At 68.1% G+C, this 16,238-nt stretch carries 16 protein-coding genes; 5 read left to right on the top strand and 11 right to left on the bottom strand.

Annotated features, from left to right (window positions below; genetic code table 11):
* Positions 1–59: 59 nt before the first annotated feature.
* Positions 60–644, top strand: a complete 585-nt coding sequence (locus ROP_RS23425; protein ID WP_043825200.1) for a TetR/AcrR family transcriptional regulator — start codon at positions 60–62, stop codon at positions 642–644.
* A gap of 94 nt (positions 645–738) precedes the next feature.
* Entirely contained in the window at positions 739–1,524 is a 786-nt protein-coding gene (locus ROP_RS23430; RefSeq protein ID WP_015888489.1) for a class II aldolase/adducin family protein, read from the top strand.
* 7 nt (positions 1,525–1,531) lie between these two features.
* Here the strand turns inward: ROP_RS23430 and ROP_RS23435 are convergent, their stop codons facing one another.
* The 3 genes from ROP_RS23435 to ROP_RS23445 are packed head-to-tail and all read right to left on the bottom strand — an operon-like array spanning position 1,532 to position 4,627.
* Positions 1,532–2,491, bottom strand: coding sequence for a C-terminal binding protein (locus tag ROP_RS23435; RefSeq protein WP_015888490.1), 960 nt, complete (start codon positions 2,489–2,491; stop codon positions 1,532–1,534).
* Positions 2,488–3,123: a TetR/AcrR family transcriptional regulator gene (locus ROP_RS23440; RefSeq protein WP_015888491.1), complete on the bottom strand. Its 636-nt coding sequence runs from the start codon at positions 3,121–3,123 to the stop codon at positions 2,488–2,490. The genes ROP_RS23435 and ROP_RS23440 overlap by 4 nt, the downstream gene beginning before the upstream one ends.
* Before the next feature lie 28 nt (positions 3,124–3,151).
* Positions 3,152–4,627: a sodium:solute symporter gene (locus ROP_RS23445; protein ID WP_015888492.1), complete on the bottom strand. Its 1,476-nt coding sequence runs from the start codon at positions 4,625–4,627 to the stop codon at positions 3,152–3,154.
* Positions 4,628–4,809: 182 nt separating this feature from the next.
* Here ROP_RS23445 and ROP_RS23450 point away from each other — a divergent pair, with 182 nt between their 5' ends.
* On the top strand, positions 4,810–5,700 hold the full coding sequence (locus ROP_RS23450) for a LysR family transcriptional regulator (RefSeq protein ID WP_015888493.1): 891 nt from the start codon (positions 4,810–4,812) through the stop codon (positions 5,698–5,700).
* A gap of 7 nt (positions 5,701–5,707) precedes the next feature.
* Here ROP_RS23450 and ROP_RS23455 read toward each other — a convergent pair whose 3' ends face one another.
* From ROP_RS23455 to ROP_RS23465, 3 genes are read right to left on the bottom strand one after another with little or no spacing between them, the layout of a single operon-like run.
* Positions 5,708–6,370, bottom strand: coding sequence for an IclR family transcriptional regulator (locus ROP_RS23455; protein ID WP_015888494.1), 663 nt, complete (start codon positions 6,368–6,370; stop codon positions 5,708–5,710).
* A 37-nt stretch (positions 6,371–6,407) separates the two neighbouring features.
* Entirely contained in the window at positions 6,408–7,556 is a 1,149-nt protein-coding gene (locus tag ROP_RS23460; RefSeq protein ID WP_015888495.1) for a CaiB/BaiF CoA transferase family protein, read from the bottom strand.
* Between the two features lie 15 nt (positions 7,557–7,571).
* Positions 7,572–8,723: an acyl-CoA dehydrogenase family protein gene (locus ROP_RS23465; protein WP_015888496.1), complete on the bottom strand. Its 1,152-nt coding sequence runs from the start codon at positions 8,721–8,723 to the stop codon at positions 7,572–7,574.
* A gap of 182 nt (positions 8,724–8,905) precedes the next feature.
* On the opposite strand from ROP_RS23465, the gene ROP_RS23470 reads away from it, so the two are divergent.
* Positions 8,906–9,283: a hypothetical protein gene (locus tag ROP_RS23470; RefSeq protein WP_043825201.1), complete on the top strand. Its 378-nt coding sequence runs from the start codon at positions 8,906–8,908 to the stop codon at positions 9,281–9,283.
* A 79-nt stretch (positions 9,284–9,362) separates the two neighbouring features.
* Here the strand turns inward: ROP_RS23470 and ROP_RS23475 are convergent, their stop codons facing one another.
* On the bottom strand, positions 9,363–9,566 hold the full coding sequence (locus ROP_RS23475) for a transcription antiterminator/RNA stability regulator CspE (protein WP_005244612.1): 204 nt from the start codon (positions 9,564–9,566) through the stop codon (positions 9,363–9,365).
* Positions 9,567–9,796: 230 nt separating this feature from the next.
* On the opposite strand from ROP_RS23475, the gene ROP_RS23480 reads away from it, so the two are divergent.
* Positions 9,797–10,630 (top strand): alpha/beta fold hydrolase, encoded by an 834-nt coding sequence (locus ROP_RS23480; RefSeq protein WP_015888498.1) that lies wholly within the window; start codon positions 9,797–9,799, stop codon positions 10,628–10,630.
* 21 nt (positions 10,631–10,651) lie between these two features.
* On the opposite strand, the gene hutG is transcribed toward ROP_RS23480, so the two are convergent.
* The 4 genes from hutG to ROP_RS23500 are packed head-to-tail and all read right to left on the bottom strand — an operon-like array spanning position 10,652 to position 16,054.
* Positions 10,652–11,614, bottom strand: coding sequence for a formimidoylglutamase (gene hutG, locus ROP_RS23485; protein WP_015888499.1), 963 nt, complete (start codon positions 11,612–11,614; stop codon positions 10,652–10,654).
* Positions 11,611–12,834, bottom strand: coding sequence for an imidazolonepropionase (gene hutI, locus ROP_RS23490; protein WP_043826767.1), 1,224 nt, complete (start codon positions 12,832–12,834; stop codon positions 11,611–11,613). The genes hutG and hutI overlap by 4 nt, the downstream gene beginning before the upstream one ends.
* Before the next feature lie 47 nt (positions 12,835–12,881).
* Positions 12,882–14,558: a urocanate hydratase gene (hutU, locus tag ROP_RS23495; protein ID WP_015888501.1), complete on the bottom strand. Its 1,677-nt coding sequence runs from the start codon at positions 14,556–14,558 to the stop codon at positions 12,882–12,884.
* Between the two features lie 59 nt (positions 14,559–14,617).
* The gene (locus ROP_RS23500) at positions 14,618–16,054 is read right to left on the bottom strand and encodes a purine-cytosine permease family protein (protein WP_015888502.1); all 1,437 of its coding nucleotides are present in this window, start codon (positions 16,052–16,054) and stop codon (positions 14,618–14,620) included.
* Positions 16,055–16,238 lie beyond the last annotated feature (184 nt).

Consider the following 16,238-nt stretch of genomic DNA (forward strand, 5'->3'; position numbering starts at 1 on the left):
GATGTCTAGTACGCAAGGTACGCCTTACTGAACCGGTGTCAAGCAGTACGGTGACTGGCATGACCAGCGCCCGCCGTCGACTCGCCCCCGAGCAGCGCCGCGCGCAGTTGCTCGACATCGGCGCGCGGCTGTTCGCGGACCGCCCCTACGAGGACGTGTGGATCGAGGAGGTCGCGGAACTCGCCGAGGTCTCCCGCGGTTTGATGTACCACTACTTCCCGACGAAGCGGGACTTCTTCGCCGCGATCGTCGAGCGCGAATCCGAACGCCTGCTCGACGTGACGGCCCCCGACTCCACCCTCCCCGTCGAGGAACAGGTCGCGGCCGGCCTCGACGCCTACTTCGAACACGTGGCGAGCCACCGGCACGGAGTCCGGGCCATCAACCACGGGGCGCTCTCGGCCGACGCCGACATCCGGGCCATCGTGGAGCGCGAACTCGACGCCCAGCAGCGGCGGATCGTCGACGCGCTCGATCCGCCCGAGGGCGAACGCGAACTCGTCGGCGTCGCGGTGCGCGGATGGATCGCCTTCGTCCGCGCCGTCTGCATGGACTGGCTCGACCATCCCTCGATCGCCGAAGCCGAGCTACGGGAACTCTGCCTGCGTTCGCTGCGGGGCATGCTGGGCGGCCGGCTCGACTGATCTCGTCGCTCGCCGCGGAGTCGGACACTGGCGCGTAAATAAACCAGTTGATATATTTAAGGCGAAATCCGTTCCGTCAACAAGGAGATCCCGCATGAGTGCACCCACTGTTACGCCCCAGGGCCGGACGGAGCCGGTGAAGACCGAGGCGGAACTGCGTCGTGAACTCGCCGCGGTGTACCGCCTGCTGGCGCATTTCAAGATGACCGACCTGATCTTCACGCACGTCTCGGTTCGCCTTCCCGGGCCCGAGCATCACTTCCTGATCAATCCCTACGGCCTGCTGTTCGAGGAGATCACCGCCTCCAACCTGGTCAAGATCGGGCTCGACGGCGAACTCGTCGAGCACTCCGAATATCGTGTCAACCCTGCGGGATTCGTGATTCACGGCGCGATCCACGAGGCACGGACGGACGCGCAGTGCGTTCTGCACACCCACACGAAGGCCGGATGCGCGGTGGCCGCCCAGGAGCGCGGACTGCTGCCGTTGAATCAGATCTCGATGGAGTTCTACGACCGGGTCGCCTACCACGACTACGAGGGCATCGCGCTCAACACGGCCGAGCGGGAGCGTCTGGTCGAGGACCTCGGGAACCATCCCGCGATGATCCTGCGCAATCACGGACTGCTCACCGTGGGCGCGACGGCGGCCGAGGCGTTTCTGCGAATGTTCTATCTGGAGAAGGCCTGCGACATCCAGATCGCCGCCCAGGCGTCGGGTGAACTGCGGGTGCCGTCACCCGACATTGCCGAGCACACCGCGCGGCAGTTCGCCGGCGAGGCGGCCACGGACGACTACACCGACGATCAGGCCTACGAGATGGCGTGGGCGGCGCTGCTGCGACTGCTGGATCGGACCGCCCCCGACTACAAGAACTGAGAGGCGATCACATCCCCGGTGCGGCAACGACTCCCGCCGGGGATGCGCCCCTCAGGACTGCCGCGACATTGTGCGCCGACTGCCGCGCCAGCGTCTGCGCGACCTGCGGTGAGTACCACCCGGCGTGCGGGGTGATCACGAGATTCGGAATCTGCAGGGCCGGATCGTCCTGTGCGGGTGGTTCGTTCGGGAGCACGTCGACGGCCGCCCCGGCCAGCTGTCCGCTGCGTAGTGCGTCTGCGAGAGCGTCGTGGTCGACGAGACCGCCGCGGGAAACGTTCACCAGATACGCGCCGCGTGTCATCGCGGACAGTGCACGCTCTCCGATCAGTCCCCGCGTCTCGGACGTGAGGGGTATGTGCAGGCTCAGGACGTCGGAGCGGCGCAGCAGTTCGTCGAATCCGACCACCTCGAGGCCCTCGGCGGCCAGTTCGCCGGAGCGCTCGGCTAGTCTGCGCCCGCTGACGAGCACGGTCATCCCCACGGCACGAGCGCGCCGCGCGAAGGCGCCGGCGATCCGGCCGAAACCGTAGAGGCCCAGCACGGTTCCCGCGATGCGCCGCGGTGGGGCGGCGGTCACGTCCCACCCGCCCGCGTGCACCGACCGGTCGAGCACGTGGGTGGATCGGAGCAGTCCGAGGGTGAGCGCGAGCGCGTGATCGGCGACCTCCTCGGTGCAGTAGTCCACGGCCCGCGTCACCCACAGGCCGCGTTCGTGCGCCGCCGACACCGGCAGGTGGTCGTATCCGGCGGAGGTGGCCGAGAGCAGTCGCAGGTCCGGGAGACCCGACAGGTGACGCGGCTCGAGGCCGGTGTTCTCCGGGCCGACGAGCAGCGCGACGACGCCGGGTCCGGACGGGAACTCGGACTGGTGCACCACCTCGACGGAGATGCCCTCGGTGGCAAGCGAATCGGACAGCTCTCGGGTGGGGATGAAATCGTCGAGGACGACGACGCGGTCGGTCATGCGCCCACAGCCCCCGCGCCCTCGGCGGTCCGTCGCACGGCGGCGTCGACGCAGCGGGCGGCCGCGTCGTCGGTGCTGATCGCGTCCATGACAACGGGATCCAGGATGGCCTGCAATGCGAGCCCGTCCGTCAGCGCCACCAGTGCGACGGTGACGGCGTCCGGGTCGAGGTCGGCGGAGACGGTGCCGTCCCGCTGCGCCTCGACGACCGCTCCCCGCACGACACCTCGCCAGCGGGCGAGGAAGGTCGCGATCTCACCGCGCGCCGTTTCCTCGGCCGCCCCCTCCGCGTAGAAGAACAGGAACACGCGGGTCATCGCGAGCCGGCGTTCGTCGAGCGGCAGGATGCTGGCGGTGATGTTCCGCAGCTTCTCGATCGGGCCGGTGCCCTCCTCGTCGAGGATCGCCCTGTACAACTCGCCTTGGATGTCGCCGGCCCGGCGCAGCGCCGCGAGGAGCAGTTCGTGCCGGGACCCGAAGTAGTGGTTCAACACTCCGGTCGACCACCCGCTCTCCTCCGCCACCGCGCGCGTGGTGACGGCGGAGATCCCCTCCCTGGCGATCAACGCGAGAACCGCGTCCGCGAGCACCTGTCTCCGTTCGTCGTGGTCGACGATCTTCGGCACGATCATTCCTCTCGCTAGTACGCGCTGTCGCCACTCAGGCTATCGGCGCGGGAACCGGAACCGGGTCTTCCTCGGCCTTTCCCGACACCCGCGCGTTCCACACGGACATCACGTTCGCCGGGGTGGGCGCGGTGAACAAGCTGGTCGCCACGAACACCACCAGTGCGCTGACGAGTCCGACGTACACCGGTTCGTTGGCCATGACGTCGCCGACGACGAACATCGTCGCGAGGGTCGCCACGGTGCCCACCGCCATCGCGGCCATGGCCGCGGTTCCGGTGGCGCGCTTCCAGACCAGTCCGCCGAGGATGGGGACGAGGAGACCGCCGACCAGGATGTCGTAGGCGATGGTCAGCGCGGACACGATGTCGTTGATGAGCGCGGCGATCACGATGCTGACGAGGCCGATCACGATCACGTAGAGGCGGTTGCCGCGCACGTCGGCTTCCGGGTCGGACGTGTCGAGTTCGGGCCGCGTCCGGCCGAAGATCTGGGCGATCAGCGGAAGGACGTCCTGCCGGGCGACCGTGGCGGTGGCGATCAGCGCGCCGGACGCCGTCGACATCATCGCCGCGACGGCGGCGGCCAGGACGATGCCGCTGAGACCGACGGGCAGGACCTCGACGGCGACGTCGGCGTACACGTCGTCGGACGAACCGATGTCCGGCATGAGGGCCGACGCCGCCAGGCCGATCAGTGCGCCCGCCACGCCGTACAGCAGGCAGTAGACACCGGCGGTGACGCCGCCCCAACGAGCGACCTGCGGCGACTTCGCGGTGAACACCCGCTGCCAGATGTCCTGGCCGATGAGGATGCCGAGGGTGTAGACGACGAAGAACGTGATGATGGTGCCGGTGCCGATGGTGCCGAGCCCGAGTGCCTGCTCGCCCACGCGTTCCTTGATGCCGGCGTAGCCGCCGGCCTTGCTCCAGGTGAACGGAAGCAGCAGGACGAAGACGCCGATGGTCTTGATGACGAACTGGACGACGTCGGTGAGCGTGATCGACCACATGCCGCCCATCGCGGAGTAGGCGACGACGATGAGTCCGCCGAGGACGACCGACAGGGTCCGGTCGAAGCCGAACAGTACGTTGAAGATGGTGGCGTAGGCGATCGTCGAGGTGACGGTGAGCATGAGCGTGTACGCCATCATCACGAGGCCGGACGCCCCGGTGGCGTCGATGCCGTAGCGGAGTTTGAGCATCCCGGAGACGGTGTAGACCTTCAGGCGCTGAATACGTGCGGCGAAGAGCAGGCTGAGCAGCAGCACACCCGCGGCGATCGACACGACCAGCCACATTCCGGAGATGCCGTACTTGTAGCCGAGGCCGACCCCGCCGACGGTGGAGGCGCCGCCGATGACGACGGCCGCCATGGTGCTGGTGTACAGGAATCCGCCGAGGCGGCGGCCGGCGACGAGGTATTCGCTGGAGTTGCTCGCCCGCCGTTTGCCCCACCAGCCGAACGCGAGCATCGCGCCCAGGTAGATCAGGATGATGGTGATGTCCATGGTGCGTCCTTCACGTGTCCTAGCGGATCGGTCGGTGCCGGCCTCGTCAGACCGTTGCCCTAGACGGTAGGAGAACATTGACGTGAAATAAATCACTTGATACAAATAATCACTTCAGAAAATCCTGAAGTAACGGTGCGAGCCAGCTCACACCCTGTTTTCGATCCCGCCGGAGGAGTGCGATGCGCAGCACGCTGCCCGATCTGAAGCTCCTCCAGATCTTCGCGGCCGTTGTCCGCCACCAGGGGTTCGCGCCCGCGCAGCAGGAGTTGGGACTGTCGGCCTCGGCGATCAGCACCTACATGAGCCAGCTCGAACGGCACCTCGGCATCGTGCTGTGCCACCGCGGCCGGGGCGGATTCGGCCTCACCAGCAAGGGCGAGCTCTACCACAAGGAATGCCTGCGCATCCTCGGGGAACTCGAGGGCTTCGAGCGCTACGGCGCCGCGCTGCAGGGGGAACTGCGGGGAACCCTCACGATCGGGGTTCTCGATTCCACTGTCACCGACGCCACCCTGCCGCTCGCCGACGTGATCGGCGTCTTCAGCAAAGACCATCCCGCCGTCTACCTCGACCTGAAGATCCAGACCCCACACGAACTGCAGGTCGGGGTGCTCGACGACCGCATCGACGTCGCCGTCGGCGCGTTCGCCTCCCCGATGAACGGGCTCGTCTCCCAGGCGCTGCACCGGGAGCAGCACTGGCTGTACTGCAGCGACAAGCATCCGCTGTTCGGCCGGACGCGGGTGCCGCAGGAGGTCATCACGCAACAGCGGATGGTGACGCGCGGCTACTGGTCCGAGCAGGAACTCGCCCGCCAGGGCTTCCCGCAACCCTCGGCGACGGTGGAGAACATGGAAGCGCAGCTCATCCTCGTGCTGTCCGGCGCCTACATCGGATACCTGCCCGAGCACTACGCGGAGTACTGGGTCGACCGGAACCGGCTGCGTCCGATCCTGCCGGCGTCGTTCGGCTACCAGGCGCCGTTCTCGCTGATCTACCGGCGTGGGCGGGCCCGCGAACCGATGGTCCTCACGTTCCGGGAGTTCGTCCGGACCAGCATGGGCAGCTGACCGCGGCTCACGGAACCGGGGAGCCCAGTTCCGCCGACAGTGCCCGGCACCGTTCGACGAGCACGAGACCGTGCTGCGCGCAGAGGGCGTCGTCGAGGCGGAACGTCGGGCCGACGACGCTGAGGGCGCCCACGATCCGGCCCACCGCGTCGTAGATCGGCGCCGCCACCCCGGTCGAGTGGTCCTCGATCGTGTCGTGCGCGATCGCGTACCCCTCGCTCTGCAGATCGCCGCGCAAAGCGGCACCGACGGCCGTGCCCACCAGCGGCACCGTCTGACCCACCCAGCCCATGTGCCGAATCGCGTGGGTGCCCTCGATCTGCGCGAGATACAACGCCGTGCCCTTGGGCCCGTGGGTCGACAGGTACGTCGATTCGCGGGTCTCCTCCGCGATCGCGACCATCGCCGGGCGGGCGCGGGACAGCAACTGGTTGTCGCTGATCGCCCGCGCACCGATCTGGAGAAGTCGCGGTCCGGCCCGGTAGACGTTGTCGTCGCCGCGGACGAGGAACTCGCTCTGCTCCATGCTGCGGATCAGGCGCAGTGCCGTGCTCGTGGCGAGGCCGGCGGCCTTCGCGGCGTCGCCGAGCGTCAGCCCACCCTGCTCGGTGATCGCGCCGAGCAGTTCGAAGGTGCGGCTCGCGCTGCGGGTCACATCTCCGGGGGCCATGGCGCTTCTCCTGACGGTCGCGGGTGTCGGCGTGAATCTACCGTGACGAGATCTCGGACAGCAGGGGGTGCCGGTGTTCGTCGAGCAGCGGGCTGCGACGGACGCCGGGACGTGCGCTGCCGCCGAACACGACCGGCTGCCGTACGTAGTCGATGGTTCCCGCGACCGGATGCTCGAACGACTCGACGAGTCCGCGGTGCCTGCTTTGCTCGGACGACAACGCCTGTTCGACGTTCCAGATCTCGGAGCTCGCCAGTCCGGCCGCGCCGAGGAGCGCGACCGCCTCGGCGACCGTCTTGTCCTTCGCCCAGATCTCGATCTCGGTGCGCAGGGCGGGTTCGTGATCGGTGCGGGACGTGTCGTCGGCGAAACGGTTGTCGCCGAGCAGGTCTGCGCGATCCATCGTGTGGGCCAGCTTGTCGAATCCGGACTGGCTGGCGACGGCGAGGACGAACAGGCCGTCCGACGCCCGGTACGTGTCGAACGGAGTGGAGACGGGATGGCGATTGCCCACGCCGGCCGGCGCGACTCCCGAGGCCTGCAACTGGCTGTGCGCGGTGGGCAGCATCGCCAGCATGCTGTCGAACATGGCGACGTCGAGGTGCTGCCCCACCCCCGACTCCCGGGTGCCGACCAGCGCGGAGCTGATGCCCCAGGCCGCGAACAGTCCCGCGACGAGGTCGCCGAACGATTCACCGAGCCGGGTCGGTCCGGATTCGGGTGAACCGGTGATGCTCATGATCCCCGACATCGCCTGCACGACGAGGTCGTAGGCTGCCGCACCCGCGAGCGGCCCGTCCTGCCCGAAACCGGAGATGGACGCGTAGACGAGCCGGGGGTTGCGGGCGTGCACGGTGTCGTAATCGATGCCGAGCCTTGTGGTCACGCCGGGCCGGAAGTTCTCGACGAGGACGTCCGCCGTGTCGAGAAGGTCGAGCAGCACCTGACGATCCGCTGGGTCCTTGAGATTCAGTGCCAGCGAGCGCTTTCCGCGGTTGAGTACGTTGAAATAGATGCTCTCGCCGTCGCGGAACGGTCCGAGGTGCCGCGAGTCCTCACCGGCGGCGGGCTCGATCTTGATCACGTCGGCGCCGGCGTCCGCGAGCAGCGCCGTGCAGTACGGTCCGGCCAGAACGCGGGAGAGATCGACGACGCGGATGCCGTCGAGAGGAGGCAGGGAAGGCATGGCGGTGAGCCCTTCTCAGAATTCGGTGGAGCGCGGGGAGGGTGCGTTGGACGCGATGGTGAGCAGCTGGATCTGCGAGGTGCCCTCGAAGATCCGCAGGATCCGGCAGTCGCGGTAGAGGCGTTCGATCTCCGATTCGCGCATGAAGCCGGCGCCGCCGTGGATCTGCACCGTCTGGTCGACGATCGAGAAGCAGGCCTCCGTGGCCACGTATTTCGACACGGAGGCGGCCCGGCGCAGGTCGGCCCCGGTGTCCTTCACGTCGGCCGCCCAGTCCGCGGTGACGCGGGAGGATACGAGTTGCGCGTCGCACGCACCCAGCAGCAGCTGGATCGCCTGGAATTCGGCGATGGGGTGTCCGAACTGTTTGCGCTCGGCCGCGTAGGAACGGCCCAGTTCCCAAGCACGCAAGGCGATTCCGTTGGCCATCGCGGCCACGTCGATGCGGGCGCGATTGAGGGCGGTGAGCGCGATGTTGCCGCCGCGACCCTCGGTTCCCACCACGGCGTCATGGGGGAGCACCACGTCGTCGAGGTACACGGTGTAGGTGGGGGCCGATCGGATCCCGAGCTTGTCCTGCGGTTCGGAGTAACTCACGCCGGGAGTGCCCTGGGGGAGGACGAACGCGGTGATGCCGCGGAAGCCTGCGGACGGATCGGTCTTGGCGAAGAGGACGACCAGGTCGGCTTCCTTGGCGTTCGAGATGTACGTCTTCGACCCCGACAGGTGCCAGCCGTCGTCCTCGCGCCGCGCCGTCGTGCGCATGGACGCGATGTCGGAGCCGGCATCCGGTTCGGTGAGGGCGAACCCGGCGAGCAGTTCGCCGGACGCGAGGCCGGGCAGCCACCGTCGCTTCTGCTCCTGGGTGCCGCCGACGAGGATCGGTTCGAGCCCCAGGTAGTGCGCGGTGTAGATCGAGGCGAGGGCGGCATCGGTGCGGGCGATCTCCTCGATCGCAATCAGCTGCGTCTTGGTGGACAGGCCCAGTCCGCCGAACTCCTCGGGCACCGAGATGCCCATCAGGTCCTGTTCGCCCAGTCGCTTCACCAGTTCCGCCGGGAACTCCCGCGTCTCGTCGCGGAACGCCGCGCCGGGGTGGATCTCATGGTTGGCGAACGCGCGCACGGTGGAGCGGAACTCGGCGGCATCGAGCAGCTGATCGGTCACGGGAACTCCTGTCGGAAGATCGAATTTGCCATCTAGTGAAATAGCAATGCCACTTAGTGGCATATCGACTATGAACGAGAGCGCTGAATTTGTCCAGGGGTGCCGGTGTTCACGGCACGGGAGCGGGTACTCGACCACGGACGGCGGCGCACAACCCGTGCGGCACGGCAGAGGGAGGCATCATGCGCGCGATCACGCGAGGGATCGTCACCGTGGGAACACTGATCGGCGCCGTACTCGCAGGCGCGGGGACGGGCGTCGCGGAACCCGGCGCCGTGCCGTCCGGCACCTATCAGGGAACGACCACCGCGCCGGCGGGGGAGTTGATCTGGAAGGGCAAGACGTTCCAGGGCGGCACGGTCGTCAACAACTTCGCGTTCGGCCTGACCGGACTTGCAGGCACGACCTCGCAGGACGGGAACGGAAACACCGTCATCGATTACAGCCCATCCGGTCTGGGGTTCCTGACCGACAGGATTTCCCCCAACTCAGACGGGACCTACACCGGGGCCGTGTACGTGGGCGGCAACCAGGTGGGAAGTTTCGGCCTCTCGAGATAGCTGTCCCGGGGCCTGCTACGACAACGAGGCCGCACCTCTCGGGTGCGACCTCGTCGTCACAGTGTTATCGGGGCGTCGCTCAGACGGCCCGTACGTTCTGGGCCTGCGGGCCCTTCTGGCCCTGTCCGACCTCGAACTCCACCCGCTGGTTCTCCTCCAGCGACTTGTAGCCGCTGCCCGAGATCTCGGAGTAGTGAACGAACACGTCCGCGCTACCGTCGTCCGGCGCGATGAATCCGAAGCCCTTCTCGCTGTTGAACCACTTCACAACACCCTGCGCCATACCGTTCACTCCCTGAGTTGCCGCCCGGGATCTCACATCGAGACCCCGTTCGCGTAAATCTCATCCTGTCATCTAGCCGCGCGTGCTTCCAGTGGTACGCCCACGAATCCTCCGGATCGGGGGCGCAGGGGAGGTCGTGGGCCGGAAATTTCCCCCCGACGACCGATGATTCTGCCCGTCGGGGGCGGTCCTACCTGCGACCGATGATCACCTGCACCGAGGAGAACTCGATGAATTCCGCATCCACCGCCACCACCCACGCCCGGACCCTCGACGTTCCCGGCGCCGCCCTGTACTACGAGGTACGGGGCTCGGGTCCCGTCGTGGCGCTCGTCGGCGCCCCGATGGACGCCGACTCCTTCGCGCCCGCGGCCGATCTGCTGTCTGCCGGATACACCGTGCTCACGACGGATCCGCGGGGCATCCGCCGCAGCCCGGTCGACGACCGCGACCGCGATTCGACCCCGGAGATGCGCGCCGACGACCTCGCCCGGCTGCTGAGGCACCTCGACGCAGGCCCTGCCGCGGTGTTCGGTTCCAGCGGCGGTGCCGTCAGCGCGCTCGCGCTCGTGCAGGCACATCCCGAGCTGGTGCACACCGTAGTGGCTCACGAGCCCCCGCTGGACGAACTGCTCGACGACCGCGAGCAGCTGCGCGTGAAGACCGACGAGATCATCGACGCTCACCTCGGCGGGGACGTCGTGGGGGCGTGGAGGAAGTTCCTCGACTTGGCGAACATCTACCTGCCCGAGGAGGTGTTCCAGCAGATGTTCGCGGGCGAGCGGGACGAGCAGGCCGAGGCCGACGAGTACTTCCAGCACGCGCACATGCTGCGCCCGACCACCCGCTGGTGCCCGGATGTCACCGCGCTGCGCTCGGCGTCCACGCGCATCGTGGTCGGCATCGGGGAGGAGTCGGGAGGCCAACTCTGCGACCGGACGTCGCGGGCGCTCGCCGCCGAACTGGGAGTCGAGCCCACGCTGTTCCCGGGTGACCACATCGGCTTCGCCCACGACCCGGCCGCGTTCGTCACCCGCCTGCGCGCAGTGCTGCGGGAGGGCTGAGCGCCGGCTCCCCGGACGACCTCAGCGCACGATCGGAATACGTTTCGTCACGATCCGATGGATGAACCGGGCGGCGGTGCGGGCGGTGCGGTTGTCGATGTCGAACGACGGATTGAGCTCGGCGACATCGACAACCGCGAGTTTTCCGCTGGCGGCGATCGCGTCGCACACGAACTGGATCGTCTCCGCGGGAACCCCGTACGCCGCGGGAGCGCTCACTCCCGGCGCGACCGCGGCGGGGAGGACGTCGAGGTCGATGGTGAGGTAGACGAGATCGACGTCCGACAGGAACTCGCTGACGAACACGGCCACCCGGTGCCGGTCGGAGACCGAGCACTCGTCGTCGAGCAGGTACCGGACGTCGTACCCGCGTGCGGTGTCGAACAGCGCGGTGGTGTTGCTGGGCTGGCTGATGCCGAGCACGGAATACTGCAGCGTGGTGCCCGCCGCGTGCTCCCGTTCGAGGATCTGCCGGAACGGTGTGCCCGAACTCGGCACCGGATCGGACCGCAGGTCGAAGTGCGCGTCCAGGTTCAGGATCCCGATTCGTTTGCCCGGGGTCCGGACCGACGCCTGCGCCAGACCGAGATACGTCCCGAACGCCACCTCGTGGCCGCCGCCGAGGACCACCGGGAACTGGCCGGCATCGAGCGTCGCGGCAACCACGGCGCCCAGCGCCTCCTGCCCGGCTTCAAGACGATTGTCGGTGACCGCGACGGTGCCGGCGTCGTACGCGCGGAGCGGCTCGGCGAGCGCCATCGACGACAGTGCGCTCCGCAGCGCGTCCGGACCGCGGGACGCCCCGCGGCGCCCCTTGTTCCGTTCCACACCCTCGTCGCTGGAGAATCCGATGAACACGCAGGCCCCCGGCTCGACGCCGTCCTGCAGAGGGGTCACCGCCTGGTGCCAGCGGAGGTGGTGACTGGACGTGCCGTCCATCCTGCCGGTCCAGGGAGGTGGCGGGATCAACAGGTTCTCCATCATCGCAATGCCCTTTCCTTCTCGTGGATGGCGTGCGCGGACCAGGCGAGTTCGCCGCCGCGCCACACATCGCTGACCAGGGGGACGCCGGGCCGGTAGGCCAGGTGCAGGTACGACGGCGCGTCGAGGGCGAGGGCGTCGGCCCGCGCTCCGGGACGCAAGACCCCGACGTCGGCACGTTGCAGCGCGCGGGCGCCGCCCGCCGTCGCCGCCCAGATTGCTTCGTCCGGGGTCATGTGCATGTCCCGCACCGCGATCGCGATGCAGAACGGCAGGCTGGTGGTGTAGCTGGTACCGGGGTTGCAGTCCGCGCCCAGCGCGACCGTGACACCCGCGTCGAGCAGGGCCCGGGCGTCGGGGTACTTGTTGCGGGTCGAGAAGTCCGCGCCGGGCAGGAGGGTGGCCACCGTCGAACTCTGCGCGAGCGCGTCGATGTCGGCCTGCGTGGTGTAGCAGACGTGGTCGACGGACGCGGCGCCGAGTTCGACGGCGAGCTGCACGCCCGGCCCCTCGCGGAGCTGATTGCCGTGGACGCGGGGGATCAGCCCCCTGGCCATTCCGGCCGTGAGCACGGCGTGTGCCTGGTCGCGGTCGAACGCACCGGTCTCGCAGAACACGTCGATCCACTTCGCCTGCGGTGCACAGACATCGATCATCTCCGAGCACACCATCGCGACGTAGTCGTCGGCGCGGCCCGCGTATTCCGGCGGCGGGACGTGCGCGGCGAGCAGTGTCACCTCGTCGGTGAGGGATGCCGCGATCCGCGTGCTGCGCAATTCGTGCTCGACCGTCTGGCCGTAGCCGGTCTTGCATTCGACGGTGGTGCTGCCCGACCGCAGCGACTCGTCCAGCAGCCGCCGCGTGTTCGCCTGCAGCTGTTCGTCGGTGGCGTTCCGTGTCGCCTCGATCGTATTGCGGATGCCACCCGCCGCGTAGGGCTGCCCGGCCATGCGGGCGGCGAATTCTTCCGCGCGTTCCCCGCCGAACACCAGGTGCGAGTGGCTTTCGACGAAGCCCGGCAGCACGGCCCGGCCGCCGAGGTCGTGCCCGGCGTCCGCGGCCGGCGCCGCGTCGGTGCTGCCGACCCAGGCCACCACGCCGCCGTCGAAGACGACGGCGGCGTCGCGGATCAGCCCGAGCGGACCTTCCCCCACTGTCGGGTCGTTGGTCACCAGGGTGCCGATGCCGGTCAGCGCTGTGGAGCGGGAGGTGTTCGCTGTCACTGCTGTTCCTTCCAGTGGTTCGAAGATACGGTCGCTCGGGCGGATGGTCATCCCTCGGACATCGGCACGCGGACGCCGCGCTCGCGGGCGACGTCGGCGGCGTGGTCGTAGCCGGCGTCGACGTGCCGGATGACGCCCATGCCGGGGTCGTTGGTCAGGACCCGCTCCAGCTTCTCCGCGGCCAGGTCGGTGCCGTCCGCGATGCACACCTGACCGGCGTGGATGGAGCGTCCCATGCCGACGCCGCCGCCCTGGTGGATGGACACCCACGACGCACCCGAGGCGGTGTTGACGAGCGCGTTGAGCAGCGGCCAGTCGGCGATCGCGTCGGAGCCGTCGAGCATCGACTCGGTCTCGCGGTACGGCGACGCGACCGATCCGGAATCGAGGTGGTCGCGGCCGATGGCGACGGGCGCGGACAGCTCACCGGACGCCACCATCTCGTTGAACTTCAGGCCGGCCTTGTGCCGCTCGCCGTAGCCGAGCCAGCAGATGCGAGCGGGCAGACCCTCGAACGCGACCTTCTCGCCTGCCATCGTGATCCAGCGCTTCAGGTGCTCGTTCTCGGGGAACAGTTCGAGGATCGCCTTGTCGGTGGCCTCGATGTCCTTCGGGTCGCCCGACAGCGCGGCCCAGCGGAACGGGCCGAGGCCCTCCTCGAACAGCGGACGGATGTAGGCGGGCACGAATCCCGGGAAGTCGAACGCGCGATCGTAGCCGGCCTTGCGGGCCTCGTCGCGGATGGAGTTGCCGTAGTCGAACACCTCGGCGCCCTTGTCGAGGAAGCCGACCATCGCGGCGACGTGGCGGGCCATCGACGCGCGGGAGTCCTCGGTGAACTTCACCGGGTCCTTGTCGGCCATCGCCTTCATGTCGGCGAAATCGATGCCGAGCGGCAGGTACGACAGGGGGTCGTGGGCCGACGTCTGGTCGGTGACGATGTCGATGGGGGCGTTCATGGCGAGCAGTTCGGGGAAGATCTCGGCGGCGTTGCCCTCGAGGCCGATGGACAGCGGACGCTTCGCGTCGCGGGCCTCGATCGCCAGGCGCAGGGCGTCGTGGATGTCGGTGGCCTTGGTGTCGAGGTACTTGTGCGCGATCCGGCGGTCGATGCGGGTGACGTCGCAGTCCACGCAGATCGCGACGCCGTCGTTCATCGTCACGGCGAGGGGCTGCGCGCCGCCCATGCCGCCGAGTCCCGCGGTCAGGGTGATGGTGCCGGCGAGCGAGCCGCCGAAGCGCTTGCGGGCGACGGCGCCGAACGTCTCGTACGTGCCCTGCAGGATGCCCTGCGTGCCGATGTAGATCCAGGACCCGGCCGTCATCTGCCCGTACATGATGAGTCCGAGGGCGTCGAGCTTGCGGAACTCCTCCCAGTTGGCCCAGTCGCCGACGAGGTTCGAGTTCGCCAGCAGCACGCGGGGCGCCCACTCGCTGGTGCGGAACACACCGACCGGCTTGCCGGACTGCACCAGCATCGTCTCGTCCGACTTCAGGGTCTTCAACGTGCGGACCATCGCGTCGAATGCTTCCCAGCTGCGCGCGGCCTTGCCGGTGCCGCCGTAGACGACGAGGGAGTCGGGGTGTTCGGCGACCTCGGGGTCGAGGTTGTTCATCAGCATGCGCAGGGCGCCTTCTTGCTGCCAGCCGAGGGTCGTCAGTTCGGTGCCGCGGGGCGCCGACACGTGGCGGGGTCCGGAAACCGGAGGCGTCGTGGTGGTCATGGCGTGTACTCCTTGATGGTCGAACGAGAGAGGTGGAAGAGTCTGGGGTTCAGCGAAATTCACTGTCGCGAATCAGCCATGGCGGTGTGTTCGGGGTAGATCATGGCCGGGGGCGGGTTGCTGCTGCGCCGTGCGAGCGGGTAGTAGATCGCGGCGGTGAAGACGATGCCGACGATCCACGAGATGTCCGCGCCGCCCAGCATGTCCGTCACCGGGCCGGTGTAGAGCTTCTGTGCGAGGAACGGGATCTGCGCGACGACGCCGAGGGCGTAGCAGCTCATCGCGGTCTTGTTCCAGCGGCCGTAGCGGCCCGCGGGGTCGTACAGGGCCGGGATGTCGACCCGTTCCTTGGAGATGAGGTAGTAGTCGATCAGGTTGATGGCGCTCCACGGGGTGAAGACCATCAGCAGCACGAGGACGAAGTTCTTGAAGTTGTTGAGGAAGTCGGCGCTGGCACCGATCGCGATCAGCATCGACACGGCGACGAACCCGATGATGTACAGGGTGCGGGCCCGGGACGAGATGCGCGACTGCCCGTTGAACGCGGTCACGGTGGTGAGGATCGACATGAATCCGCCGTACGCGTTGAGGCAGTTGACGGTGAGCTTCCCGACCAGGATCACCAGGTAGATCATCAGGGCGATCACGGCGGGTCCGGCGAGTTCGCCGATGAAGCCGACCTGGTCGCTGAGGAACGCATCGCCGGCGACGGCCGCGACGAGCGCGCCGAGCGTCATCGACCACTGCGAGCCGATCACGCTGCCCGCGAACGTCGACCAGAAGGTCTTGCGTTCGCTCGTCGAGCGCGGCAGGTAGCGGGAGTAGTCCGCGACGTACGGTCCGAACGTCAGCTGCCAGCCGGCTCCGAGCGAGATCGCGAGGAGGAACGTGACGATGTCGAAGCCCTTGATCCCGACGAACGCGGCCACGTCGTACTCGGCGAACAGGCGGAACAGGAGGTAGGTGAAGCCGATGATGCCGACGACGGTCGCGACCTTGCCGACCACGTGGATGAGCTTGTACCCGGTCACCGCCACGAACGCGGTCATCGCGCCGAAGATGAGGATGCCGACGGTGGCGTTGTCGATGTGGAGGATTTCGTTCACGGCCTGACCGGCGAGGACGCTGCCGGTCGCGGCGAACCCGAGGTACATCAGGACGACGAGGACGAGCGGGAGCACGGCGCCGAGAACGCCGAACTGGGCCCGGCTCGAGATCATCTGCGGCAGGCCGAGGCGCGGTCCCTGAGCGGAGTGCAGGGCCATGACGGCGCCGCCGAAGATATTGCCGATCAGCAGGCCCACGATGGCCCACAGTGCGTCGGCGCCGAAGACGACCGCGAGGGCGCCGTCCACGATCGCGGTGATCTGCATGTTGGCGCCGAACCAGAGCGTGAACTGGCTGCGCGGAGATCCGTGGCGCTCGTCGTCCGGGACGACGTCGATGGTGCGACGCTCCGGCGCGAGGCTGATCTCGGGAGGTCCCTCGTGTGTCATAGGCCTGTGTCTCTCTGTGACGAGTCCGGCAGCTGCTGGTCGGTCCCGGGTGCTCTGTCCCATGTCCTGAATCCAGTGTGCTCTGACTCACGTTTTTTATCGCCTTAGATGTATAGTCCTGTATAGACAACCCCCTGTCAAGCGTTCTCCAAGGACCCAGCCGAGAAGCGTGCCGGCCCGCCAC

It is taken from the genome of Rhodococcus opacus B4 (assembly GCF_000010805.1).
GTDB classification, from domain to species: domain Bacteria; phylum Actinomycetota; class Actinomycetes; order Mycobacteriales; family Mycobacteriaceae; genus Rhodococcus_F; species Rhodococcus_F opacus_C.